Raw genomic sequence first — 25973 nt, 5'->3', positions numbered from 1 at the left:
TAGTAAAAAACCTCCTTTGGAGAATTTTATTCTTAAAAATGAAAAATATATTATATGATAAATTTTTAAAATTTTAAACCTGATTGCATAAAAAATATGCAAATTAAATTTTTTTTAGATATGATATAATTTTGATTCAAAATTTAAAATAAAGTTAAGGAGAGTATAGATGAACGTAGTTGTAGAGTCAAACGAATTAGTTAGAACTTTAACTATTAAAGATGAGGGAGAAAAAGTAAAAAATCTTGTAGAAGAAGTTGTAAAAGAAATATCAAAGGTAGCAAATATACCTGGATTTAGAAAAGGGAACGTTCCCAAAAATATAGTAAAAGCAAAGTACAAGAATGAGATTAAAGAAGAGGTTGCAAAGAACTACGTAAATAAATACTTACCAGAGATCTTGGATCAGCACAATCTTAAACCTGTTACTCAAGAAGTTTATTTTGGAGAAGTTGAGATTGTAAATGACCAAGAGTTGACTTTTAAAGTTAGCTTTGAAGTTGCTCCAGAGTTTGAATTAAAACCTTATGAAGGGATGGAAATAGAAATTACAAAGTTAGAAGTAAAGGATGAGGACGTAGAAAAGTACATACAAAATCTCTTAGAAAGAAATGTTGAGTATGTAGTAGAAGATAAAGAAGTAGAAGAAGGAGATAAAGTTAAGATAAAGTACCATATAGTATCTGAAAAAGGCGAAGAAGAGGAAGACGAGTTTGAAACTATAATAGGGTCTGGAACTTTAAGAAAAGAGATAGAAGATACAATAAAAGGAAAAAAGGCAGAGGACAAAGTAGAATTAGAGAATATTCCTCTTTATAACGAAAAAGGAGAAGAGATAGGTAAAGCAAAGGTTGAAATAGAGATTTTAGAAGTAGCTAAGAAAGTTATACCTGAGTTTAACGATGAGTTTGTTAAGAAGGTAGGTTTAGGAGAAAACGTAGAAGAAACTAAAAATAAGATAAGAGAAAATCTACAAAAACAAATTGAAGAGATTAAAAAACAAGAAACTCAGCAAAAAATATTAGATAAAATAGCTTCAGAGTATGACTTCCCTGTTCCAAATTCATTATTAGAGTTAGAACTTCAAAATTTAGCTCAAAGATACGCTCAGCAGCTGCAAGCTTACGGTATAAATCCAAACAGAGAGATGTTAGAAGTTGCTAGAGAAGGTTTAACAAAAACAGCTATTAACAACATTAGAGTAATGTTTGTTCTCACAAAAATAGCAGAAAAGGAAGGTTTAACTGTTTCGGAAGAAGAGTTAAACAAAGAGATAGAAAGGTTGGCTAAACTTTACAACACCGAAGCCCAAGATTTAAAAGAGTACCTAACTGAAAGAAATATGATAGAAGGAATTAAAAGTGATATCTTAAGACAAAAAGCTCTTGACATATTAGTGCAAAAGGCAAATATTAAAGAAGTTGAAAAACAAGAAGAAAAGCAAGAGGAGAATAATGGATAAAATACTAAACCAACTGGTTCCTATAGTAATTGAACAAACACCAAGAGGTGAAAGAGCCTACGATATATACTCAAGGCTATTAAAAGATAGGATTATACTTCTTGGAACGCCAATAGACGACCATATTGCAAATCTGGTAGTAGCTCAACTTTTATTTTTAGAAGCTGAAGACCCTGAAAAAGACATATATATGTACATAAACTCACCCGGTGGAGTAGTAACAGCAGGACTTGCTATCTATGATACTATGAACTATATAAAGCCTGATGTAGTGACTATATGTATGGGTCAAGCTGCATCTATGGGAGCATTTTTACTCTCTGCAGGAGCTAAGGGAAAAAGATACTCTCTCCCTAACGCAAGAATTATGATTCATCAACCACTTGGTGGCTTCCAAGGACAGGCTACAGACATAGAGATTCACGCAAGGGAGATTCTTAGATTAAAAAGAATGTTAAACGAATACCTTGCAAAGCATACAGGGCAACCTATAGAAAAGATAGAAGCTGATACAGAGAGAGATTACTTTATGTCTGCTGAAGAAGCAAAAGAATACGGTCTTATAGATAAGGTGATATACAAAAGAGGTGAAAACGTATAGATGAGAAAGTGTTCATTTTGTGGAAAGCCTGAAAATCAGGCTGAAATTTTAATAGAGGGACCAAACGGAATATACGTTTGTGATTCTTGTGTAGATAGACTGGCAAGTATTGTAAAAGAAGAGATTGAAAATAAAAAGTTTGAAGGATTATCTCAAGTACCAACTCCTGCTGAGATAAAAGCTAAACTTGATGAATACGTTATTGGTCAGGAAAAGGCAAAAAAGATACTTTCTGTTGCGGTTTACAATCACTACAAAAGAATATATCAAAAAGACCTTTTTAAAAACACAGGGGTAGAAGTAGAAAAAAGTAATATTTTGCTTATAGGTCCAACAGGTTCAGGAAAAACCCTTCTTGCAAGGACTTTAGCAAGGATACTCAACGTTCCATTTGCCATAGCTGATGCTACAAACATAACGGAAGCTGGATACGTTGGTGAAGACGTTGAAAGTATTTTAGCAAGATTACTTCAAAACGCTGATTACGATGTAGAAGCTGCGGAAAAAGGAATAGTATATATAGATGAAGTTGACAAAATAGCAAAAAAATCTGGAGATAACCCATCTATAACAAGGGATGTTTCTGGAGAAGGTGTACAGCAAGCTCTTTTAAAAATCCTTGAAGGGACGATTGCAAACGTTCCACCACAAGGTGGAAGAAAACATCCACATCAAGAATTTATACAGTTAGACACTACAAACATTCTCTTTATACTAGGTGGAGCTTTTGTTGGACTTGAAGATATAATCAGACAGAGATTGGGTAAGAAGGCAATAGGTTTTGGAGCTGAGATAAAAAGTAAAAAAGAAGAAGGAAATTTATTAGAACAAGTCCAGCCAGAAGACCTTATAAAGTTTGGACTTATTCCTGAGTTTTTAGGTAGAATACCTGTTATTGCAACCTTAAAAGAACTTGATGAAGATATGCTTGTAAGAGTTTTAACAGAGCCAAAAAACGCACTTATAAAGCAATATCAGGCTCTTTTAGCTGTTGATGGAATAGAACTTGAATTTACAGAAGATGCTTTAAGAGAGATTGCAAGGGAAGCAATAAAAAGAAAAACAGGAGCAAGAGGTCTAAGAGCTATAATAGAAGATATAATGCTTGACATTATGTATGATGCTCCAAATCAAAAGACTTTAAAGAAGGTTGTTATAGATAAAGATGTTGTTTTAAAGAATAAACCACCTATATACGTGTATGAAAAAGCAAGTTAAAAATGAGTATTAAAAGTGTAGAGTTTATAAAAAGTGCAGTAAAGCCTGAAGATTATCCCCCTCCGGATAAACCGGAGGTGGCTATAGTTGGAAGGTCAAACGTAGGAAAATCCTCACTTATCAACGCCATCTTTAAAAAGTCCGTTGCAAAAGTAAGTTCAACCCCAGGAAAAACAAGATTTATAAACTTTTTTACTTTAAACAAAGACATCTACTTTGTTGACCTGCCAGGATATGGTTTTGCATCTGTTTCTCAAAAAGAGAGACTCAGCTGGCAAAAAATGATTGAAAACTACCTATTAAACAGAGAGAATTTAAAGCTTATAATAATGCTTGTAGATACAAGATACCCACCAACCAACTTAGACATACTTATGAAGCAGTGGCTTGATACGTTTGAAAAACCTTACTTTGTCGTTGGAACAAAAATAGACAAATTAAACCAAAGTGAAAAAGCCAAAGCAAAAAAGATTATAAAAGAGACGTTAGATTTAGATGAAAACACGCCGATATTTTTAGTATCAGCAAAGGAAGGAACAGGAATAGATACTCTCGTGTCAGAAATTTTCAAAGCGGTTAAGGAGTAAAACGTGATAAAAGAAGTTTTTCAAAGTAGAAAACCTCTTATATGCTACTTTATGGCAGGTTATCCTTCTGTAGAAGACAGTATTAAAACAGCTTTTACTCTAATAGAAAACGGAGCTGACATACTTGAAGTAGGATTTCCATTCTCTGACCCTGTTGCAGATGGCACAACAATTCAAATTGCTCACGAAAAAGCCGTAAAAGACGGTATTACACCAGAAAAAGTGTTTCAAATCACTAAAACAATAAAAGAAAAGTATCCAAACATACCTTTGATAGGAATGAGTTATTATAACCCTATATTTAGACTAGGAGAAGAAAACTTTTGCAATAGAGCAAAAGAAAGCGGTATAGACGGTTTTATAGTTCCAGACCTACCACCAGAAGAAGGAGAAAGCTTAAAGAAAGTAGCAAACAGTAAAGGGCTGTCTTTAATATTTTTACTTGCACCTACTTCTAACGAAGAAAGAATAAAACTTGTATCAAAGATGAGCGATGACTTTATATACTACGTATCGTTGACAGGGATAACGGGAGAAAGAGATACACTACCTTGGAACGAACTTAGAGAGAAGATAGCTACAATAAGAATAATAACAGATAAAAAAATTGCTGTAGGTTTTGGAGTTTCTAAAGGAGAACATGCAAAGATAATATCCCAGATAGCAGATGGTGTTATAGTAGGTAGTAGTGTCGTAAAACTTCAAGGAAAGAGAGATTTTGAAGGACTTAAAAACTTAGTAAAAGAGTTAAAGTCAAACATAGAGGCATAAATGATAGCACTTGTTGATTACGGTATGGGAAATTTAAGAAGTGTTGAAAAAGCGCTGGAAAAAGTTGGTTTTAATGTTTTGAGAACATCTAATCCAGAAGATTTAGACAAAGCTGACGCGGTTGTTGTCCCAGGGGTTGGAGCATTTGGAGATGCAATCCATAATCTTGAGAGATTTGGGCTGAAAAATAAAATAATTGAAGTTATAAATCAAGGAAAACCTTACCTTGGTATATGTCTGGGACTACAGATTTTATTTGAGTATGGATACGAATTTGGACAGCACGAAGGACTTGGAATTTTAAAAGGTAGTGTTGTAAGATTTGATGAAAGACTACCCATAAAGATTCCCCACATGGGTTGGAACCAGATTCACAAGAAAAAAGATTCTAAGATGTTTGAAGGAATAAAAGATGGAGAGTTTTTCTACTTTGTCCACTCTTACTATGCAAACCCTGAAGATAAAACTGTAGTTGCAACTACAACGGATTACGCCATTGATTTTTGCTCTTCAGTAGAAGTAGATAACCTATGGGCTGTTCAGTTCCATCCAGAAAAAAGTCAAACAGCAGGCTTAAAACTTTTAGAAAACTTTAAAAAGTTTGTTTATGGAGTTTAAAGAATTTCTTAAAAAACATTTAGAAGAGATAAAATCAAAGAATCTTTACCGTCAAAGAGTTATATTATCAAGAAACATAGTAAACTTTTCTTCAAACGACTACTTAGGCTTAAGGGATAATCAAAAAACAAAAGAGAAGCTCCTTCAAAATATAGGCAAGTTAGACCTTGGTAGTGGAGCTTCTGTTTTAGTATCAGGCTACCATCCTATCCAGCAAGAGTTAGAAAACTTTATAGCAGACTTTAAACAGACAGAAAGCTGTATAGTAGTAGGAAGTGGTTATATGGCAAACGTTGGACTACTGCAGGCAATTACAGAAGAAGATGACCTAATTTTTAGTGATGAGTTAAACCACGCTTCTATCATAGATGGAATTAGACTATCAAAGGCTAAAAAAGTAATTTACAAACATTTAGATTTTGAAGATTTAGAAAGTAAGATAAAATCCATAGATACAAAAGGCAAAAAGTTTATCATTACAGACGGTGTTTTCAGTATGGAAGGAGATATAGCTCCCCTTGACAAGATTTTAGAGATAGCGGATAGATACAACGCAGTTTTAATTGTAGATGATGCCCACGGAACAGGAATAACAGGAGAAGGTAGAGGAACTCTTAACCATTTTGGCATTAAACCTAAAGATAACATCATTCAGGTAGGGACTCTTTCAAAGGCAGTTGGTAGCTACGGTGCTTTTATATGTGGAACCAAACTACTTATAGATTTTTTAGTTAATAAAATGAGGTCTGTAATCTTTACAACTGGTCTATCCCCAATACAAAACTTTATATCACTTGAAAACTTTAAACTATTATCAGAAGAAGACTACAGAAGAGAAGACGTTTTAAAAAAAGCCAAGTATTTGTATGACGGTTTAAAAAGTATTGGTATAAATATACATTTTCATAACACACCTATTTTGTCTTACATAGTATGTAGTGAAGAAAAAGCATTAAAGATAAGAGATACGCTACTGGAAAATAATATATTTATTCAAGCTATAAGACCGCCAACTGTTCCAAAAGGCACTTCAAGACTTAGAATAACTGTAAGTCATAAAAACAGTTATAAAGAGATTGATAAACTGTTAGAAATTATATCTAAGATTTAATTTTTTGCTTTTCCATAGCTTGTAGTAGCTTTTCTTCTACTTCGTTTAGCCAGTGTTCTCTTCTTATCACTTCGTCAAAGGTTTCTTTGTGAAGTATCTCACAGGCGTGGTATTTTGACCTAATTTCGTCATATCTGTAAAAGAAATTTAACGACGGCATAAAGTTTACTATCTGGTCTATCTCAAAAAAGTTTATATCCTTATCTATAAGAAGTTTTTTTTGATAATCTGTAAGCTGTCCGTTGGTTATTATCAGGACTTTGTGGCAGCTGTATTTATCCTTTCCTTTTAGGAGCTGTGAGACATAATTATCATCTAACTTTTTTAACTGGGTGTAATCCATAAAGTCTACTGCAAAGTACTCTGTTTTAAGGTCATCTTGGTACTTTACTATTGTATCTATGTTGTGGTCTTTATAGATGGGAGGGTCTATAACTATAAAACCCAGCATCTCAAAACTCTGGGTTAAAAAGTACTCAAACTCTGACCCTTTCATACTTTTTAAGTAGTTTATTTGAGACTCAGTCCAAGGATAGAGAGAAAGGTTTTTCTTTAATTCTTGGAGCTGCCCTTTTAAATCTTCAAGTTGTTGTTTTAAGTTTTGGCTTTTTTCTAAAAATTGTTGTTTTTCTTCTGTAAATTTTTGTTTGTAGCTTTCTAACGTTGGTATTAAGAGTTTTTCTTCTTTGTGCTTTTCTTCTCTATATCTTACGTATGCATAAAGAGACACTATAAGTATAATTGTTGATACAATGGCTATGTCAATCAGAGACATTTAGAATTTCCTCAAGGGATTGTTTGTACACATGATATATATCTTCCGTAAACAATACAAAACGGATTTCTTTAAACCAGTTTGGGTTTTCCTTTATAAAATCTATTACTGTTTGGAGAGCTACTTTTGAAGCTTCTTTTTTATCACACCTATAAGCTCCTGTACTTATAGATGGAAATGAGATTGATTTTATGTTGTGAATTTTTGCAAGAGTGAGACTGTTTCTGTATGCGTTTGAAAGTAGTTGTTTTTCTTTTTCTGTCATAAAGCCATCACATATAGGACCTACAGTATGAATTACGTACTTTGCTTTTAGATTACCACCAGAGGTTATAACAGCTTCTCCAGTAGGAAGTCCATCAGGATATAGTGTTTCTCTTATTTTTTTACATTCTTGTAAAATAGAGGGTCCACCTTTTGAATGAATAGCACCGTCAACCCCTCCTCCACCCATTAAGGAGGGGTTTGCAGCATTAACGATAGCTTCTGTATCTGCTTGGGTAATATCTCCTATTACTAAGCTTAAAGTTGTGCCACCTATTTTAACTTCCACATAAATTATTTTATCAAAAAGTCTTCAGGTTTTATATGGTCAAGCATCTCTCTAAACTTTTCTAAATCTTCATCTTTTATTCCAATGTCTTTAGCGTCAGGAAGGTTCAAGTTATTTACTTCTGTTTGCTCAGCCAGTTCTTCTACTGTTTTTACATCATCTTCGTCTTTTTCTTCTTTTTCTTGCTGTTGTGTAAACTGAGAAACGTTTACTTTTTTAACTACTTCTTCATTAAGGTATATTGGTGCATTAAATCTAAGTGCTAAGTTAATAGCATCGCTTGGTCTTGCGTCTATAATTATTTCTTTACCGTTTTGGTCTATAACTAACTCTGCTATGTATGCATTATTTATCATGCTTACGATAGACACGTGTTTAACTTTTCCACCTAAGCTCTCAATTGTATTTTTAAATAGGTCATAAGTCAACGGTCTTGGTGGGACAAATCCGCTTTGATTAACTACTATTCCTTCTGCCTCTGCAACACCTATCCATATAGGGTATATATCATCAGGATTGTTAACATCAGCCAAAAGTAGTATAGGATTTCCTGTTAAAGAATCTATTGCTATTGACTTTACTATTACCTCTATCATATTTATTACCTCCAATGTTAATCAACTTGATAATAATATACTAAAATTTAAAAATTTTTCAATGATGATAAAATATAGTTATGGAAATTGTCTACAAAAAGGTTTTAGAGCCAAATAAAGCTGTATACAGCGATTATGAGTTTGAATGTAAAAAGATAAACGACTTTTTAAAGAAAAACTCTATAAAACTCTACAGTCATCAAGTTGAAGGGATAAAGGCTGTTTTAGAAGGAAAGGACGTAGTTATCACAACTCCTACCGCATCTGGAAAATCTATGATTTACACTTTATCAATATTAAATCAAGTATGTAAAAATCCCAGCACAAAGGCTTTACTTATCTTTCCGTTGGTTGCTTTGGCAAGAGACCAAGAAAATAAAATAAGAAGTTTGATAGAAAAATCAGGAGTAAGAGCTTCGGTAGCAACTTATTACGGTTCTACAGAAAGAGATGAAAGATATAAAATAAAAAATAATCCACCAAACATTCTAATAACAACTCCTGATATGCTAAGTAAAGGGATACTTCCTTTTCATTACACGTGGGAGAAACTGTTTGAAAATTTAAAGTTTGTAGTTATAGATGAACTTCATTCATACAGAGGTGTTTTAGGGTCTCATGTTAGTAACGTAATAAAAAGGTTAAACAGAATTGTAAAGCACTATACAGGAGAACTTCCTATTTATGTATGCAACTCCGCTACTATAAGAAATCCTGTAGGATTTGCCAAGAAGTTTGTAAACAAAGATTTTGTAGAGATAGATAAATCAGGAGCTCCTACACCTAAAAAAGTTATTTATATATCAAAACCTACTTCTAATGAGAAACTTATGAGCCTTTTAAAAGAACATTTACATAAAGAAATTCCAACCATTGTATTTATAGACAGTCGTAAAGATGTAGAACTACTTTACAAAAATATAAAAATATTTTTAGAAAAAGAAGGCAGAATAGATTTAATATCTAAAGTAAGTCCTTACAGGTCTGGATATAGTTCAAAAGAAAGGCAAGAGATTGAAAATAAAATGGCTACAGGAGAATTAAAAGTTTTAATATCTACAAGTGCCTTAGAGATGGGAATAGATATAGGTTCAATAGACAGTGTAATTGTAAAAGGTTTTCCTGGAACGCTGGCTTCTTTATGGCAGAGGTTTGGAAGGTCTGGAAGAAGTGGAAGAGAGTCTATAAACTACTACATTGCAAAAAATGACGCATTAGACCAGTATTATGTAAAAAATCCTACAGAATTGTTTAACAGGTCTGTAGAAGAACCAGTTATAAATCCTGAAAATAAGTATATTCTAAAAAAACACATTCTTGTTGCAGCAAAAGAAATTCCATTGGACATTAAAGATTTAACAGACAAAGAAAAAGAAGTCGTTAGAGAGCTTTTAGAAGAAGGAAAGTTGACCTTTAGAAATGGTAAATTTTTTGTAAAGAGTAAGTCTATTAACACAGATTTTAACATTAGGTCAACAGGAAGCTCTTACGACATAATAGAAATAAACAAAAACAGAAAGATAGGCGATATAAATCAAGAATACGCATTTTATGAAATGTATAAAGATGCTGTTTATCTTCACGGAGGAGAAACATATAAGGTTTTAGATGTAGATGAAGAAAAGAAAGTTATATATGTAGAAAATCAACATTTAAATTATTACACCACACCAATATTAAACACAGAAATCGATATTCTTAAAATTGAAAAAGAAAGAGTTTATAAAGATATAAAGATTTATTACGGAGAGTTAAACGTAAAGTCAAGTATAGTAGGCTATTCCAAAATAGAAATAGAAGAAAATAAAAAAATAAAGGACATAGAGTTTGAAGAATCTCTAGAAAGAAACTTTATAACAAAAGGAATGTGGTTTACATTAGAAGATTACTACGAAAATCTTGTAATTGAAAGAACAAAAAAAGAAAAAGAAAGTTTTGTTTTAGATAAATTAAAAAAGATAGTAGATGAAACCTCTTATAGATTAATTGTAAGGTTAACAAAAGAATCAAAAGAACCTCTAAAAACCTTAAAAGAAGCTCTCTCTATAGAATTTTTAAAAAGTCAAAAAAGAGTAAAAAAAGAAGATATACAGGTTATAGAAGACCTTGAAAATACTCTAAAAGGTGGAAGAGAGGTTTTTATTGGAAGTTTACACGGAGTAGAGCACGGAATGATAGGTATATACTCTATTTTTGCTATGAACGACAGATGGGACATAGGTGGTATGTCAACTAACTTCCACAATCAAACAGAAAAAGCAAGTATATTTATTTACGATGGTTTCGAAGGCGGAATTGGTTATGCAGAAGTTGGCTTTGAAAGAGTTGAAGAGATACTTAAAGCTACTTATAAAAATATAAAAAACTGCAAATGTATATCAGGTTGTCCTTCCTGCATCTTATCACCAAAGTGTGGAAACGCAAACGAATATTTAGACAAGATAGGCTCTATAGTTTTACTGGAGCTGATAACGGCGTAGCTATTGAAAATGTGTAAAATATATGTGGTAAAATTTAGGAATCTATATATTGTTATATATTAGAAGATTATTTTAAGAGAGGTTTAAATATGCAAACTATAAACCTTAACGACCTTCCAAAAGAAGCACAGAAGGAATTGTTAGATTTTTATGAATTTTTACTTCAAAAATATAAGAAAAGAGAAAAGAAAAAAAGAATAGATGAAATAATTCCTAAAAAAGTTAAAGCATTTCAACCTATAAAAAGAGAAGAACTATAATAACATTATTCTATAGGTTTATAAGATACTCTAATTCTTGCTCCGTATTGCCGAATTTAAACTCTATCGAATTACCTCAATATCATTTTAATCAATCTATCCTTTTTATCAAACTATCTCTTTTTATCTTCCTTTGGAGCTCTATCTCTTTGTAAGCGTGAGGGATGTTTTCTATTAAGTCTGTTGCTTTTAAAGACTCTTGACCTTTTTCTGCAGCTGCTAAGTCTCCTGCTATTGAGTGAAGCAGTACAGACAGCTTTAGAGCATCTTCTACTGGTAGTCTGTTTAAAAGAGATCCGACAATTCCAGCCAAAACGTCTCCTGTTCCGGCTGTTGCCATTCCAGGATTTCCTCTATTACAGTAGTATATTTTCCCATCTGGAGTAAAAACAACCATTCTAGAAAACTTTAAGATAAGATAGCTACCACTCTCTTTTGAAAATTCAGAGGCCATGCTTTCAAAGTTTTTAAGTATCGTTTTAGTGTCTAACCTTGTAAGTCTTGAAAACTCTCCTGTGTGAGGAGTTAAAACTGTTGGAAAAGCTCTCTGTTTTAATAAGTCTTTAAAGTTTTCTATTTTTGACAGGTTATTTATACCATCTGCATCAATTACCAGCGGTTTTTTAACCGTAAGTATTCCTTCTATTACTTCTACAGTATCTTCATTAACAGACATTCCCATTCCAACTACTACAGAAGAAAACTTCCCTTTATTTAATATATCAAGTATCTCATCTTTACTTTCTTTTGAAAACGTTCCGTTTTTGCAGTTAACAGGAATACTCATCTCTTCTATAAGATTTGTTTCTATTGTTTGATTTATATCCTTTGGAACGATTGCCGTTGTAAGTCCGCTTCCAGCTAAGCTTGCAGACCTACTTGCCATAATAACAGCTCCAGACTTTCCTACACTTCCACCAATTATAGCCACGTGTCCAAATGTGTACTTATTCCCAGTTTTTTCTCTTTTTGGAAGTGAAACGTTGTATGGGGTTATAAGTTGTCTGTATGAAGGAGCGTAGGTATCGTCAAGGCTTATATCTGCTACAAATACTTTTCCACAGTTTTCAGCTGCAGGGTAAAGTATGTGGCATGGTTTTAAATATCCAAATGTAATCGTTGAATTTGCTTTTACTGCTGTATCAAAAAAAGGACTGTCTGCATCTATTCCTGAGGGAATATCTACAGATACAACAGGCTTTCCACTACTGTTTATCATAAAGATAACGTCTTTTGAGTATCCTTCTACGGGAGGTTTAAATCCAGTTCCAAATATTGCATCTACGATTAAGTCTGTAGTATTTAAGTTTTCTTCTAAAAATTGTAAGTCTGATTGGGTTATAAAGTAAAAATGATTTGAAAATTTTTTAAAGATGTTAAGATTGGTTTTATTGTCAAAGGACAATTTTTCTTCATTTTGTGCAAGGATAAAAAGTTTTATGTTTTTTCCAAGTTTTTGTAAATATCTAGCAACGACTACACCATCTCCGCCGTTATTTCCTTTCCCAGCTACTACTGTTATATTTTTGGCAAAAGGAAACTCTTTTAGAATAACTTCTACACAAGACCTACCGGCATTCTCCATAAGCACCAAGGAAGGAATGCCGGTTTTTTCTATGGTGTTTTTATCTACCTGTGATATCTCTTTACTTGTAAGTATTTTCATTACTTTTTAGCAAGTCTGATAACTTCGTTTACCAGTTTTTCTATACCTTCTGCAACGTCTTTTATTGTTTTTCCAAGCATGTAAGCAGGGGTTGTAACTATCTTATTTTCTTCGTCTACAACCATCTCGTTTACTGGACAGGCTAAATGTCTTGCTCCCATAGATTCTATTGCTTTAGCAACGTCAATATCTGTTCCTATTGTTACAGTAGGTTTAGCTTCCCTTAATGCAGATGCTACTATTACAGGAGATATACATATAGCACCGATTGGCTTTCCAGCTTTAAATAATTCTACTAACAACCTTTTTACTTGTGGAATAACTTCAGCTTCTGCGCCTTTTTCTAAAAAGTTAGAAAAGTTTTTTGCTACGCCGTATCCACCGGGCATTATAAGACCGTCTATATCTTCTGCTTTTACTTGGTCTATATCAACTATGTTTCCTCTTGCAATTCTTGCAGCTTCAACTAAAACATTTCTCTCTTCGTTCATTGGCTCGCCAGTAAGGTGGTTTATAACGTCTTTCTGCTTTATGTTTGGAGCCATTATAAGTGTCTCTACTCCTGCTTTATCTAAAAAGTAAAGTGTCAATGTCGCTTCGTGAATTTCTGCCCCGTCAAACACTCCACATCCTGCTAATAAAACGCCTATCTTCATAAACTACCCCCTAAATTTAGTGCTTATCATAATAATAATTTAACGATTCCTTTTTTTCAAGATTGACTAACAGCTTTATTTTTTCTATTAACTTCTCTAAATCCTATATCTTTTCTATAAAAGGCTCCTTCAAAGTGTATCTTCTCTACTGCCGAATATACTTTTTCCCTTGCCTGATTTATGTCTTTTCCAGTTGCCGTGATGGTTAAAACTCTTCCGCCATTTGTGATTATCTTTCCGTCTTTTTCTTCTGTTCCAGCGTGGAATACTACTACATCAGGGTCTTTTTCAGCTTCTTCTATACCTGTTATCTCAAATCCTTTCTGATAGCTATCTGGATATCCTTTCGATGCCATTACAACGCCAATTGCGTATTCTTCTATCCACTGAGGTTTTACTTTATCTATGTCTCCTTCTAAAATCTGTAGAATGTGTTCTACCAAGTCAGACTTTAGTCTTCTCATTATAGGCTGGGTTTCAGGGTCTCCCATCCTTACGTTAAACTCTAAAACGTTTATTCCTTTTGGACCTATCATGAGCCCTGCATATAAAAATCCAGACATAGGTCTTCCTTCATTTATCATACCCTTTAAAGTCGGCAGAATTATCCTTTCTTGTATCTCTTTTTCTATCTCAGGGTTTATTAATGAAGTAGGGCTGTAAGCTCCCATTCCTCCAGTGTTTGGTCCTTCATCGTTGTCAAATGCTCTTTTGTGATCTTGTGAAGTAGGCATTGGCACAAATTTATCATCTTTAACAAAACATATGTAAGATGCTTCTTCACCTTCTAAAAACTCTTCTATTACAACTCTTTTACTTGCAGGTCCAAATTTTCCTGCGAACATATCTTTTACAGCTTGAAATGCTTCTTCTTCCGTTTTTGCAACTACAACGCCTTTTCCTGCTGCAAGACCATCAGCTTTTATTACTGTAGGAGCTCCAACAGATTTAATAAACTCTATAGCATCTTTTTCATTATCAAAACTTTTAAACTTTGCAGTTGGGACTGAGTATTTTTTCATAAAGTTTTTGGCAAAGACTTTACTTGCTTCTAAAATGGCTGCACTCTTTTTATGCCCAAAAACTTTAAGGCCTTCCTCTTCAAACCTGTCTGTAATACCCTCTGATAAAGGTTGCTCTGGCCCAACTATCGTAAGGTCTATCTTTTTTTCTTTTGCAAACCTTACAAGGTTGTATATGTCTGTGGGAGATATGTTTACCCTTGTGGCTATTTTGCCTATACCTGCGTTTCCTGAAGCACAGTAAACTTCTTTTACTAATGGACTTTGTTTTACTTTCCAGACTAACGCATGTTCTCTTCCACCGTTTCCTACAATCAACACTCTCATAAAACTTCCTCTTCTAACTTTGTTATAAAACTGTAATCTTCTCTTTCTTTGATTATCTTATACTTATCACCATCTACAAGAACTTCTATAGCTTTTGGTCTTACGTTGTAGTTAGATGCCATACTACTACCGTAGGCTCCAGCTGTAAGTATTGCTATAAGGTCACCTCTATTTACTTTTCCTATCTCTCTATCCAATCCAAAAAAGTCTCCTGTTTCACATATAGGTCCTACTATATCTGCTATCATCTTTTCCTCTTTTTCCTCAACAGTCACTATGTGATGGTAAGCGTTATATATGGAAGGTCTTATAAGGTCGTTCATTCCAGAGTCAACTATAACAAAGTGTTTATCTTTTTTATCTTTTGTAAAGATAACCTTTGTAATTAAAGCTCCGGCTTGGGCTATCAAAGACCTTCCCGGCTCTATTATTAACTTTAAACCTGTCTGTCTTATAATTGGTAAAACCGTATTTGCTAAGTCAAAGGCGGAAGGAGGATTGTCCTGTGGATAATATTTTACACCTAAACCACCACCAATATCAATAAATTGAAGCTCTACTCCTTCTTTTTTAAGTTTAAACACAAGGTCTACAGTTTTTTCTACAGATTCTTTATATACAGAGACATCCATAATTTGAGAACCAATATGACAGTGAATTCCAACTATGTTTAAGTTTTCCATTTTTACAGCTTTTTTATATACATCTAAAGCTTGGTCTATATCTATTCCAAACTTACTTTTTTTCAATCCTGTTGATATGTAAGGGTGAGTTTTAGGGTCTACATCTGGATTTATTCTAATACTCACATTCGCTTTTTTGTTTTGTTTTCCTGCTATCTCGTTTATAACTTCAAGCTCCATCTGACTTTCTACATTAAAAGACAAAATATTTTCATTTATAGCGTACATAATTTCTACATCTGTTTTTCCTACCCCTGCATAAACGATTTTATTGGAAGATATTCCAGCTTTTCTTGCTTTATAGAGCTCTCCACCTGATACGATGTCAGCTCCAAGACCGTGTTCTTCAAATATTTTTAAAATAGATAAGTTAGAGTTTGCTTTTAAAGCGTAGCATATTAAAGTAGGATAATCTTTAAAAGCCTCTTTATACTGGTTTATTTGATCTAAAATAGCTTTTTTACTGTAAATGTAAAAAGGAGTCCCTACTTTAGATGCGAGATTTTGAATACTTACATCTTCACAGTAAAGTTTTCCTTCTTTATAGACGAAATAATCATTAAAATTATCACCCATTAATAATTTTTGACCTCCAAATGAATTTTGCAGTAGAATAGATAAGCATAAATTATTAAAATTTTCAAGAAGGTAAAACATATGGGAATTGAGATTAAAGGTTTAACAGTTCCAGCTTTACTTATAAAGTTAGACCCCAGTTTGTCTGTAGAAGAGAATATAAATCAACTTGAAAAGAAGCTCTCTTCTGCTGTTTTTAAAGGTTCTTACGCTGTTTTAGATTATATGGGCTTAGAGTTAAACCAAGACAACTCTAAGAAAATAGAAGAGATTTTAAAAAGTCATAATACAAAGGTTTTAGGTTATCAAAATACTAAATCAGATAATAAAAACATTCCAAAACATGTAAATGAAAAAAAATCTTTAAAAATCATTAATAAAACCCTTAGAAGTGGTCAAAGTGTTGAGTATGACGGAGATGTTCTTATATTAGGTGATGTAAATCCAGATGCTTACGTTATTGCCTCAGGAAGTATTATTGTGATGGGAGCTCTAAGGGGTGTTGTTCACGCTGGAGCAAATGGTGATGAAACGTCAATTATAATGGCTCTAAAACTAATGCCACAACAGCTTAGAATAGCAAGCTACATAGCAAGGTCTCCTGATTCTTACGAAGAAGTAAATGAGCCAGAAAAAGCATACATAGAAAATAACCAGATTGTAATAGAAAAAATTAAGTAGAGGTGTAATCTATGGCAAAAGTTTACGTCGTTACATCGGGAAAAGGTGGGGTTGGAAAAACTACAATAACAGCTAACGTGTCTACCGCTTTGGCAAAATTAGGTAAAAAGGTTCTATGTATTGATGCTGACATTGGACTTAGAAATCTTGATATGATACTTGGACTTGAAAACAGGATAGTTTACGACATAGTTGACGTTGTAGAGGGAAGAGTTCAACCACAAAAAGCCTTTGTAAAAGACAAAAGAGGTCTTCCTTTATACCTTCTGCCAGCTGCTCAAACAAAAGATAAAGATGCAGTTAAGCCACATCAAATGGTAGAAGTTGTTGAATCTGTAAGAGATGAGTTTGATTACATCTTTATAGACTCTCCAGCAGGGATAGAAGGAGGGTTTAAAACAGCATCAGCCCCAGCAGATGAGGCGATCGTTGTCGTTAACCCTGAAGTTTCCTCTGTAAGAGATGCTGACAGAATAATAGGTTTACTTGAATCTATGGAGAAGAATCAGCCAAAGTTAGTAATAAACAGAATAAGACTTCATCAGGTTAAAAAAGGTGAGATGCTATCAGTAGAAGACATAGAAGAAATACTCCAGATACCAAAGATAGGTATAGTTCCAGATGAAGAAAAGTTAGTTGACTTCACTAACAAAGGAGAGCCTATTGTATTACACGAGGAGCTTCCAGCTGCCAAAGCTATTATGAACATAGCAAAAAGAATAGAAGGTCAGGATATTCCGTTTACAGAGCTTGAAGAGAAAAAAGGATTTTTTGCAAAACTGTTTGGAAGATAATTCAGGGGGAATAAAATGTCAATATTCAGTTTTTTCAAGAGAAATTCATCGGCAAACAAAGCAAAAGAAAGATTGATGATGGTTTTGTCTTATGAAAGGAAAGGATTACCACCTAACTTTGCAGATATATTGAAGGACGATTTGGTGGCGGTTTTTTCAAAGTATCCTCAGTTTGATTCAAGAAATATAGAGGTTGAGATAAAGTCAGAAAACGATAGAGACGAGCTTTGGATAAGTATACCATTTGCTAACGGAAGGTGAGATATTGGATAAGATAACCTTTGCACTGCCAAAAGGAAGGCTGTTTGACCAAACAATAGATATACTTAAAAAATCTGGAATACTGTCAGAAGACATACATCAAAATACAAGAAAGCTTATTTTAGAATCTAAAGATTACAGATTTTTAGTCGTCAGGGCAAAAGATGTTCCTGTTTACGTAGAAAACGGTATAGCAGACGTAGGAGTAGCTGGAGATGACGTTCTACTGGAATCCCAGCCAGACGTGTACAAGCCATTAGACCTTAAAATAGGATACTGTAATATAGTAGTTGCAGGAAAACCAGAAGACAGAGATTTTTATTTCTCAAACCCTGCATCTTTAGATATTGCTACAAAGTATCCTAAGATAACAGCTCAGTTTTTTTCAGATAAAGGAATAAACGTAAGAATATTTGAGCTTTATGGGTCTGTGGAGCTGGCACCTTTAGTCGGTCTTGCAAAGTTTATAGTTGATATAGTTGAAACTGGAACAACCTTGCGAGAAAATGGACTTGTAGTTATTGACAATATAAGACCATCTACCGCAAAACTAATCGTTAACAGAGGAAGTTATAAGTTAAAATCTGATAAAATCTTTAAAATACTTGATAATGTAGAAAAGTTTTTGAGAGGTGAGATATGATAGATTTTCCTCTAATTGCAGTTGTATTGGCAGCTGGAAAAGGTACTCGTTTTAAGTCTGAAAAACCTAAAGTAGTTCACCAAATATTAGGCAAACCGATGCTGTGGTATAGTCTTTTTGCAGTTAGATGGATAAAACCTCAAAAAACAGTTATTGTTGTAGGACATAAAAAAGATGAAGTTATAAACGCAGTAAACTGTGATGGGTGTGAATTTGTGTACCAAGAAAATCAGATGGGAACAGGACACGCTGTTTACACAGCAAAAGAGTACTTTAAAGACTTTGACGGATACGTATTAATAATAAACGGAGACACACCACTTGTAAGAGGAGAGACTCTTCACAACGCAGGAGAGTACCTTAAAGCACTTGTTAGATACGAAGGAGCAGACCTTACAAACTACAGAGGATACGAAAACAAGTCTATAGCAGGAGTTGTTTTAACTGCCAGAGTTCCAAACCCTTACGGTTATGGAAGAATTATAAAAGACAAAGACCACAGAGTAATAAAGGTAGTTGAAGAAAAAGATGCAACCAACCAAGAAAAGCAGATTAACGAAGTAAACTCTGGAATATACTTTTTCTATGCCCCTTACTTAATACAGGCTTTGGAAAATCTTGAAAATAAAAACGCACAGCAGGAATACTATTTAACAGACGTAATAGAGATACTTCGTCAAGAAGAAAAGTATGTATATGCTCTGGAAATTCCAGATTACACAGAGATTTTAGGAGTAAACGATAGACTTCAGCTTGCAGGAGTAGAAAACATACTAAAAGAAAGGTACATAACTTTTTGGGCTTTAAACGGTACAACCTTCCATAATCCACAGTCTGTATGGATAGAATTTGACGTAGATTTGTCAAGAGACGTTGAGATACACCAAAATGTTGTACTTAAAGGAAAAACTTCTATAGATGAAGGAACGGTTATAGAACCAAACTGTATTATAAAAAATTCTAAAATAGGTAAAAATGTAAAGATTCTTGCAAACTCTTACATAGAAGATTCAGAAATACAAGACAACGCAGTTATCGGACCATTTGCCAGAATAAGAGGAGGCAGTGTTATAAAAGAAGAAGCTGTAATAGGAAACTTTGTTGAGGTTAAAAACTCTGTAATAGGAAGAAAAACAAACGCAAGACATCTATCATACTTAGGAGATGCAGAAGTAGGAGAAGAGGTAAATATAGGAGCTGGCACTATAACCTGCAATTATGACGGATTTAAAAAACACAAAACAGTAATAAAAGATAGAGCATTTATAGGAAGTGATACAATGTTAGTAGCCCCTATCACCATAGGAGAAGAGGCTATTACAGGGTCTGGCTCTGTTATTACAAAAGATGTTCCAGATAAAGCCCTTGCAATTGAAAGAAATCAACAAAAAATAATAGAAAATTACGCAGAAAAGAGGAAGAAAAAGTATGAAAAAGGTTAGTTTTATCTTAATCTTTGTTTTATCAGTTGTAGGACTTTTAAAAGCAGAAAATTTAGATGATTATCAACTTTTTGATAAAATAGTTTTAGTAGTTAATGGAGAGCCTGTTTTAAAATCTGACGTAGAGTTTGCAAAAGAGTGGTATAAAATAAAAGACGAAAAACAAGCTCAAGAAAAAATAATAGATTCTATACTACTATCCCAGCAAGCTAGAAAGTTAGGAATATCAGTCTCTCCTAAAGAGGTAGACAACGCACTTTTATCAATAGCAAAAGCAAACAACATCCAAGATTTAGAAACATTTAAAAAAGAACTTGAAAAAAACGGCATATCCTATACAAAACTAAGAGAGTTTATAACAAGAGATTTAATAAGCAATAAATTTCTACACTTTTACCTAAGAGATTACATAACCAAAGGAATTGTGGAAGGAAGCGTTGAAGACGTTAAAAAAATTAGAATGATATACATCTCAAAAGATAGACAAGATTATGAAAGTGTGGTAAAACTACTTAAAGAAAAGCTAAATAAAAATAACTTTTCTGAATACGCAACTAAATACTCAGACGATAAATTTACAGCTGAAAACGGTGGATTACTTGGAGAAGTTAAAAAAGGAGACCTTGCAGAAGATTTAGATAAAGAAGTGTTCAGCAGAAAAGAAGGAGAGATTTTCCAAGTAGACACAAAGGAAGGGACTTACTTTATATACATTGAAAAAGATGAGAAAAAACTTATTCCAAAAGAAAATCTAACAGAAAAAGATATGGAAAAACTAAAAAGAGAGTACGATATATACCTAAAAAAACTTAGAGAAAAAGCGGTAATTCAAAGATTTGAATAAAAGGAGTTTTGGTAAAAAAAACGAAGATTTAGCGGTAGATTTTCTACAGAAGAAAGGTTATACAATTCTGCAGAGGAACTTTTATACAAGATACGGAGAGATAGACATAGTAGCCTTAAGAGATGATACGGTTGTTTTTATTGAAGTAAGGAGTTTATCTAAAACTAATTTTGGACTACCACAAGAAAGTTTAAATAAAACAAAGATAAAAAAAATCATAAAAACAGCAGAATATTTTTTATACAAAAACAACTTAACAGATAAAAATATCCGATTTGACGTAGTTGCAATTTTTCAAGAAAGCATAACTCACATAGAAAACGCTTTTAACCTTGATTTTTTATAAGTTTTTCAGCTTCTTCTTCTGGCATAGGTTTACCTAAAAGATAGCCTTGAACATAATCACAACCTAAATCTCTTAATATCTTTAATTGCTGGTTAGTTTCTACTCCTTCTGCTAATGTTTGCATTCCAAGTTCTTTTGCAAGAGTTATAATACCTTTTACTACAGCTCTTGTTTTTAAATCTTCTACAATTTCTCTTGTAAAAGAAATATCTATCTTTATTTCATCTATAGGAAAATCTTTAAGATATTTTAACGATGAATACTCTATTCCAAAGTCGTCTGCAGCTATCTTTAAAGCAGTATCTTTTTTGATTTTATAGAGTATCTCTTTTGTTTCTTCTGGATTTATCATTAAAACTCTTTCTGTAATTTCCATTATAAGATTAATTTTAGAGTTTAAAGAAGAAAGATATTTTATATAATCTTTGTTTTTAAAACTGTTGGCTGAGATGTTAAAGGATATAGGAATATTCCATTTACTACTTTTCTGTATTATCTCGTTTAAAAGCCATTTTTCATAATCCATCAAGTACTTACTGTTTTCAAGAACGTCTATAAAAACATTTGGAGTGTATATTTTTCCATCCTTATCCTTTATTCTAACTAACGCTTCAAATCCTTCTAAATTTAAAGTTTTAGTGTTAAAAAATGGTTGATAGTAGAGAGTAAATAATTTCTCGTTTAACGCTCTTTCTATAAGTTGTTTTGCAAAAGATATACTTTTAACTTTATCTTCTATCTCTTTGTTAAATACAATTACAGCGTTTTCTCCCTGTAATTTTGAATGGGCTAAAGATGTAGAGGCGTTTTGATACAGTAATTCTAAATTATTACCATCTTTTGGTGCTAAAGCTATCCCAGCGTTAAAAGACAAGTTTATTAATTTATCCTCATAAAATATTGAATGTGAAAAAACTGTGTTTAATTTTTCTATAAATTGGTTTAGCTCTATTGTTTCAGTTCCCTTTTTTATTTCTTTAAATATTCCAAATTCATCTGCTGCTGTTCTTGCTATTATTGCATCAGAAAAAGCAAGATTTAACCTACCTGCCACCTCCTTTAATAGAAAGTTTCCAACTACAAATCCGTAAATTTGGTTTATAAAAGTAAAATCTTTAATGTCTATTAAAGCTAAAATTCCACAACAATCCAAACTTTTTAACCTTTCTGACAATATTAAGAAAAAGCCTTTTAGGTTCATTAAGTTCGTTAGAGTATCGTAGTTTTCAAGTTTTGCCACTTGATGTTGTAGTTCAACTTCTTTTGTAATGTCTATACCTATTGCTAAATACCTTTTTATATTTGGTGGTATTTCAACTGGATATATTGTTGTTTTTAAATGAAATAGCTCTCCGTTTTTTTTCTTGTTTGCAAATACAGCAGAAAAAGGTTTTCCAGATAGTATTGTTTTGTATAACTCTTCATAAAACTCTCTTGGTTGTACTCCAGATTTAAAAATTCTTGGATTTTGACCTATAAGTTCCTCTTTTGAGTATCCACTTATTTTGCATACTGTATCATTAACGTATGTTATTTTAAAATTTTCATCTGCAACTAACACCCAAGAATCAGAGTTTTCAATAGCCTTTGATATTATTATATTTTTTCTGATTTCAGACAGTCTTTTTATAGAAAACTCTAAATCTTGCTTTAACTCTTCTAAAACCGAGATAACGTCTTCATCAAAAAACTCTGGTTCAGGAGAATATATAGTAATTACATATTTAACTTTTCCATCTTCACTTTTTAAAGGAAGAGCCAGTGTAGATAAAAAACCCCTTTCTTTTGCGTACTCTCTCCAAGGTATAAATCTTGTGTCTGTTTGTGTGTTAGGTATTATAAAAATCTTATCAGTTCTAAATGCAGTTCCTGTAGGACCTCTTCCTGTAGGTAAGTCTTCTCTCCAAGATATTTTAACTTGTTCAAGGTAGCCTTTGTCTTCACCGTATTTGTATATAACCTTAAAGTATGGGTTATCTTCACTTTCCTTAGTGCCAATCCATACAAACTTAAGTCCTACTTTTTCAACTAAAGCTTTACTTACTTTTTCAAACATCTCTTCTTCTGTTATAGAAAGGGTTATTGCTTGGTTAACTTCCCTCAATAGATGATAAAGTCTTTCATATTTTTTTTGTTTTGTAATGTCAAAGAATATTAAAAATCCTGAGTATTTTCCGTTAAATAAAATAGTGCCTCCAAAAACAGTCAGTATAAGAATTTTTCCACTTTTGCTTACAGCCCTAACTTCTTTATGTGAAATTTGAAACTTCTCTCCTTTTAACCTTTTTTCAACTATAGGAATTACTTTTTCTCTGTCTTCTTGATAAATAAAGTCTAAAATAGACTTTGATAGTATTTCATCTTTTGAATAACCAAAAAGTTTAGGTACATAATCGTTAACAAAAACAACTTTTTCCTGATAAATAACAATACCTAAATTATCAGTATTTAATACAGCTTTTGCAATGTCGTGTTCTTCCCACTTTTTTGCAAGTATCCTAAATTTGGCGAATGTTTCCATCGTTTTATTAATATCGTCATCTGTAACTTCTTCTAAAAAGTCAAAAGATAGTAAAACAAGCTTTACTTTGTCGTAAACGGTAGGATGTACCATAAAAATGTGTGAAGTTTCAAGTGTATTAGACCTGAATATATTAATACCTTCCTTATTTTTTATTTCTTCCCAAGTTTCGTTGTATATTATTCCTAAATCAACTTTTCCTTCTTTTACAAGCTCAAACACTTCTTGCCAAGTTTTAGTAAAAATCACTTCTAAATCTTCAAAGTCAGAATTTAATAAACCATATACAGGAGGGTTTGATAAAGCTGTTGCAACTTTTATAAAACGTTTATTAAAAACAGATTCATCTTTTCCTATAATTAAAAAAGTATCTCTTTGCCTTTTAAATCTGGCAACTGGTTTATAACCTTTTTGATAAAGATGTATAGCAATTTCAGGGCTTGCATAATAAACGTGATGAATTTTTGTATCTAAATTTTCTTTTTCTTCTTCAAAAGATTTATAGGGCTTAAAATCTATTTTTTCTCCAAGTTTTTCTTCAAGTTGTCTTATAAAATCTTTCCAAAACTTAAGTCCCTTTTCAGTATCATGTGGACATATTGAAAAGTTCATTTATTTATTTCCCCCATAAATTTCATAATATATTATTATAAGTGGGGGGGGTAATCAAGTATTTTGAAATATTTTATAAAAAGAATATATTGTATATAAGGCTACGGCTTTGAGGTGGTTAGCGCCAGCTGTAAATAGCTGGTGAGGAAAGTCCGGACTCCACAGGGTAGGAAGCTGTCGAAAGACAGGTGGGGGCAACCTCACAGATAGGGCCACAGAAAACAGACCGCCAATCCGCACACCTTTTGGTGTGGTCATGGAGGCAAGGGTGAAAAAGTGGGGTAAGAGCCCACTACCTACGGTGGTGACATCGTAGGTTGGCAACCCTCTTCCGGAGCAATCCCAAGTAAGAAGGCGTTATCAGGTTTGCCCGACCGATGCCTTCGGGTAGGGAGCTTAGACAAATGACCACTAAAACAGAATCCGGCTTACTCCAAAGCCGTAGCCTTAAAAGTCATTAAAGTCAAACAAAAATATATCTTTATCTTTTTTAGATAAATCCATAATCTCCTTCGTAAATCCGGATTTAGAAAAAACAGCATAGTATTCTTTTCTTTTACCTTTTTTCCAATCTACTTTTTTAGCTTTTTCTTTCAGCTGGTATAAAACATTTGTTCCTACTGGAGAGTCCCAGTATTTATACTCTCCAAAAAGAATACTATCTTCTCCTACCGCAACTACATCAATCTCTGTGTCTTTATCCCACCATTTACCAGCTTTATATATGTGAAACGGAATATCTAAATCGTAAATGTATTCTAAAATAACCTCTTCAAAAGTAAAAGATACAAAAATATCAAAATCTGATTTTATCTTATTTAAGATGTAATCGTATCTTCCCGTCTCTAAATAATTTTGGTATGGAAAAACATACTTGAACCAGAAGTTAAAAAAGTTATCTTTTATAAAGTATAATCCTTTTTTGCTTTTTTCTGGGTTTTCTTCTGTTATAGGGACTTTTCTCTCTAAAATATCAAGCTCTATAAGCTTTTCTATGAAGGAAGTTAAATTATGAGTCTGCATTCCTAATTTTGCTGCTATTTTTCCTATTTTGCGTTCACCCTGTGATATAACCTGCAGTATAGAAAAGTAGGTAATCGGGTCTTTAATTTCTTCTTTTAGGATAAATTTTGGCTCTTCATAAAGGTAGCTGTTTTTATACAGAATATTATTTTTTATATTTTCAAATACATCTAAACTTTCATCAAAAAGTTCTATGTATCGTGGAATTCCTCCTATAACACTGTAAAACTCTAATAACTTTATGTTATCTGAATTTTTAAAAAATTTTTTAAAATTTTTAAACTCCATAGGCTTTAGTTTGATTTGAGCGGTTCTTCTTCCGTAAAGTGGACTTGTGTATCCAAGTGTAGTTTTATACATTAAACCTATTAAAGACCCACATAAAATAAGCATTACATTTTTGTTTTTCAAAATGTTATCCCATATACTTTGGAATATAGAAGGTATACTACTATTTACCTGTGTTAGATACTGAAACTCATCTATAACTATTATTAACTTCTCTTTGGTTTTATTTAAGATGTACTTAAAAATTATATCCCAGCTATCTACATTTAAACTTTTAAGTAAGTCATCGTCTAGAACTTCTGATGCTATGTTTTTAAAACTTTCTATTTGAAGCTTCTCGTTTTGTAGGGTTGCTAAAAAGTATATAGCTTTTTTATTTTCTATAAACTTTTCTATCAGAGTAGTTTTTCCCGTTCTTCTTCTACCGTAGATTATAACAAAAGATGAAGCTTCTTTTTTATACTCATGTTCAAGGAGTTTAAGCTCTTCTTCTCGGTTTATAAATCTCAAACTTTCCTCAATTTTTCGTTTTCAAATTATTATAATCTAAAAACGA

General features: G+C 32.7%; 25 protein-coding genes and 1 other RNA gene. 17 read left to right on the top strand and 9 right to left on the bottom strand.

Annotated elements, in window-relative coordinates; all coding sequences use genetic code 11:
* Positions 1-169: 169 nt before the first annotated feature.
* Genes tig through bioF form a run of 7 tightly spaced genes read left to right on the top strand, consistent with a single transcriptional unit; the run spans position 170 to position 6368 of the window.
* A complete protein-coding gene (gene tig / locus Q385_RS0106690) occupies positions 170-1462 on the top strand; it encodes a trigger factor (protein WP_028950924.1) in 1293 nt (430 codons plus the stop codon).
* A complete protein-coding gene (gene clpP, locus Q385_RS0106685; protein WP_028950923.1) occupies positions 1455-2063 on the top strand; it encodes an ATP-dependent Clp endopeptidase proteolytic subunit ClpP in 609 nt (202 codons plus the stop codon). Before tig ends, clpP begins: the two co-directional genes overlap by 8 nt.
* Entirely contained in the window at positions 2064-3281 is a 1218-nt protein-coding gene (gene clpX, locus Q385_RS0106680; RefSeq protein ID WP_028950922.1) for an ATP-dependent Clp protease ATP-binding subunit ClpX, read from the top strand.
* A gap of 2 nt (positions 3282-3283) precedes the next feature.
* On the top strand, positions 3284-3868 hold the full coding sequence (gene yihA, locus Q385_RS0106675) for a ribosome biogenesis GTP-binding protein YihA/YsxC (protein WP_028950921.1): 585 nt from the start codon (positions 3284-3286) through the stop codon (positions 3866-3868).
* A gap of 3 nt (positions 3869-3871) precedes the next feature.
* Positions 3872-4639: a tryptophan synthase subunit alpha gene (gene trpA, locus Q385_RS0106670; RefSeq protein WP_028950920.1), complete on the top strand. Its 768-nt coding sequence runs from the start codon at positions 3872-3874 to the stop codon at positions 4637-4639.
* Positions 4640-5257 (top strand): imidazole glycerol phosphate synthase subunit HisH, encoded by a 618-nt coding sequence (gene hisH / locus Q385_RS0106665; RefSeq protein WP_028950919.1) that lies wholly within the window; start codon positions 4640-4642, stop codon positions 5255-5257.
* Entirely contained in the window at positions 5247-6368 is a 1122-nt protein-coding gene (gene bioF / locus Q385_RS0106660; protein WP_028950918.1) for an 8-amino-7-oxononanoate synthase, read from the top strand. The genes hisH and bioF overlap by 11 nt, the downstream gene beginning before the upstream one ends.
* Here the strand turns inward: bioF and Q385_RS0106655 are convergent.
* From Q385_RS0106655 to Q385_RS0106645, 3 genes are read right to left on the bottom strand one after another with little or no spacing between them, the layout of a single operon-like run.
* A complete protein-coding gene (locus Q385_RS0106655) occupies positions 6358-7143 on the bottom strand; it encodes a restriction endonuclease (RefSeq protein WP_028950917.1) in 786 nt (261 codons plus the stop codon). The two genes, bioF and Q385_RS0106655, sit on opposite strands and share 11 nt — an antisense overlap.
* Positions 7130-7696: an O-acetyl-ADP-ribose deacetylase gene (locus Q385_RS0106650; protein WP_028950916.1), complete on the bottom strand. Its 567-nt coding sequence runs from the start codon at positions 7694-7696 to the stop codon at positions 7130-7132. The genes Q385_RS0106655 and Q385_RS0106650 overlap by 14 nt, the downstream gene beginning before the upstream one ends.
* Positions 7697-7701: 5 nt before the next feature.
* Positions 7702-8292 (bottom strand): bifunctional nuclease family protein, encoded by a 591-nt coding sequence (locus Q385_RS0106645; protein ID WP_028950915.1) that lies wholly within the window; start codon positions 8290-8292, stop codon positions 7702-7704.
* An 80-nt stretch (positions 8293-8372) separates the two neighbouring features.
* Here Q385_RS0106645 and Q385_RS0106640 point away from each other — a divergent pair, with 80 nt between their 5' ends.
* Positions 8373-10772, top strand: a complete 2400-nt coding sequence (locus Q385_RS0106640; protein WP_028950914.1) for a DEAD/DEAH box helicase — start codon at positions 8373-8375, stop codon at positions 10770-10772.
* 89 nt (positions 10773-10861) lie between these two features.
* Positions 10862-11032 carry a DUF2281 domain-containing protein gene (locus Q385_RS09255; RefSeq protein ID WP_084609415.1) on the top strand — a complete coding sequence of 57 codons (171 nt, stop codon included), beginning with the start codon at positions 10862-10864 and terminating at the stop codon, positions 11030-11032.
* A gap of 91 nt (positions 11033-11123) precedes the next feature.
* Here the strand turns inward: Q385_RS09255 and Q385_RS0106630 are convergent, their stop codons facing one another.
* The 4 genes from Q385_RS0106630 to lysA are packed head-to-tail and all read right to left on the bottom strand — an operon-like array spanning position 11124 to position 15962.
* A complete protein-coding gene (locus tag Q385_RS0106630) occupies positions 11124-12698 on the bottom strand; it encodes a bifunctional ADP-dependent NAD(P)H-hydrate dehydratase/NAD(P)H-hydrate epimerase (RefSeq protein ID WP_028950913.1) in 1575 nt (524 codons plus the stop codon).
* The gene (gene elbB, locus Q385_RS0106625) at positions 12698-13354 is read right to left on the bottom strand and encodes an isoprenoid biosynthesis glyoxalase ElbB (protein ID WP_028950912.1); all 657 of its coding nucleotides are present in this window, start codon (positions 13352-13354) and stop codon (positions 12698-12700) included. The genes Q385_RS0106630 and elbB overlap by 1 nt, the downstream gene beginning before the upstream one ends.
* A 56-nt stretch (positions 13355-13410) precedes the next feature.
* Entirely contained in the window at positions 13411-14703 is a 1293-nt protein-coding gene (gene purD / locus Q385_RS0106620; RefSeq protein WP_028950911.1) for a phosphoribosylamine--glycine ligase, read from the bottom strand.
* On the bottom strand, positions 14700-15962 hold the full coding sequence (lysA, locus tag Q385_RS0106615) for a diaminopimelate decarboxylase (RefSeq protein WP_028950910.1): 1263 nt from the start codon (positions 15960-15962) through the stop codon (positions 14700-14702). The genes purD and lysA overlap by 4 nt, the downstream gene beginning before the upstream one ends.
* Positions 15963-16043: 81 nt before the next feature.
* Here lysA and minC point away from each other — a divergent pair, with 81 nt between their 5' ends.
* Genes minC through Q385_RS0106580 form a run of 7 tightly spaced genes read left to right on the top strand, consistent with a single transcriptional unit; the run spans position 16044 to position 20973 of the window.
* Positions 16044-16643, top strand: a complete 600-nt coding sequence (gene minC / locus Q385_RS0106610; RefSeq protein WP_028950909.1) for a septum site-determining protein MinC — start codon at positions 16044-16046, stop codon at positions 16641-16643.
* A gap of 11 nt (positions 16644-16654) precedes the next feature.
* Positions 16655-17437 carry a septum site-determining protein MinD gene (gene minD / locus Q385_RS0106605; RefSeq protein ID WP_028950908.1) on the top strand — a complete coding sequence of 261 codons (783 nt, stop codon included), beginning with the start codon at positions 16655-16657 and terminating at the stop codon, positions 17435-17437.
* A 15-nt stretch (positions 17438-17452) separates the two neighbouring features.
* Positions 17453-17698 carry a cell division topological specificity factor MinE gene (gene minE, locus Q385_RS0106600; protein WP_028950907.1) on the top strand — a complete coding sequence of 82 codons (246 nt, stop codon included), beginning with the start codon at positions 17453-17455 and terminating at the stop codon, positions 17696-17698.
* 4 nt (positions 17699-17702) lie between these two features.
* A complete protein-coding gene (gene hisG, locus Q385_RS0106595) occupies positions 17703-18341 on the top strand; it encodes an ATP phosphoribosyltransferase (RefSeq protein ID WP_028950906.1) in 639 nt (212 codons plus the stop codon).
* Positions 18338-19783 carry a bifunctional UDP-N-acetylglucosamine diphosphorylase/glucosamine-1-phosphate N-acetyltransferase GlmU gene (glmU, locus tag Q385_RS0106590; RefSeq protein ID WP_028950905.1) on the top strand — a complete coding sequence of 482 codons (1446 nt, stop codon included), beginning with the start codon at positions 18338-18340 and terminating at the stop codon, positions 19781-19783. Before hisG ends, glmU begins: the two co-directional genes overlap by 4 nt.
* A complete protein-coding gene (locus Q385_RS0106585; RefSeq protein ID WP_028950904.1) occupies positions 19770-20627 on the top strand; it encodes a peptidylprolyl isomerase in 858 nt (285 codons plus the stop codon). The genes glmU and Q385_RS0106585 overlap by 14 nt, the downstream gene beginning before the upstream one ends.
* The gene (locus Q385_RS0106580) at positions 20620-20973 is read left to right on the top strand and encodes a YraN family protein (protein WP_028950903.1); all 354 of its coding nucleotides are present in this window, start codon (positions 20620-20622) and stop codon (positions 20971-20973) included. Before Q385_RS0106585 ends, Q385_RS0106580 begins: the two co-directional genes overlap by 8 nt.
* Here the strand turns inward: Q385_RS0106580 and Q385_RS09145 are convergent.
* Complete coding sequence (locus Q385_RS09145) at positions 20954-24106, bottom strand: EAL domain-containing protein (RefSeq protein WP_051524412.1); 3153 nt, start codon at positions 24104-24106, stop codon at positions 20954-20956. The genes Q385_RS0106580 and Q385_RS09145 overlap by 20 nt on opposite strands.
* A 103-nt stretch (positions 24107-24209) precedes the next feature.
* Between Q385_RS09145 and rnpB the strand changes: the two genes are divergently transcribed.
* Positions 24210-24553, top strand: an RNA gene (gene rnpB, locus Q385_RS09155) — RNase P RNA component class A.
* Here the strand turns inward: rnpB and Q385_RS0106570 are convergent.
* Complete coding sequence (locus tag Q385_RS0106570) at positions 24554-25927, bottom strand: ATP-binding protein (RefSeq protein ID WP_028950901.1); 1374 nt, start codon at positions 25925-25927, stop codon at positions 24554-24556.
* Between the last annotated feature and the right edge of the window lie 46 nt (positions 25928-25973).

The organism is Sulfurihydrogenibium subterraneum DSM 15120 (genome assembly GCF_000619805.1).
Classification (GTDB): domain Bacteria; phylum Aquificota; class Aquificia; order Aquificales; family Hydrogenothermaceae; genus Sulfurihydrogenibium; species Sulfurihydrogenibium subterraneum.
This window is presented reverse-complemented; position numbering and strand designations above follow the sequence as displayed.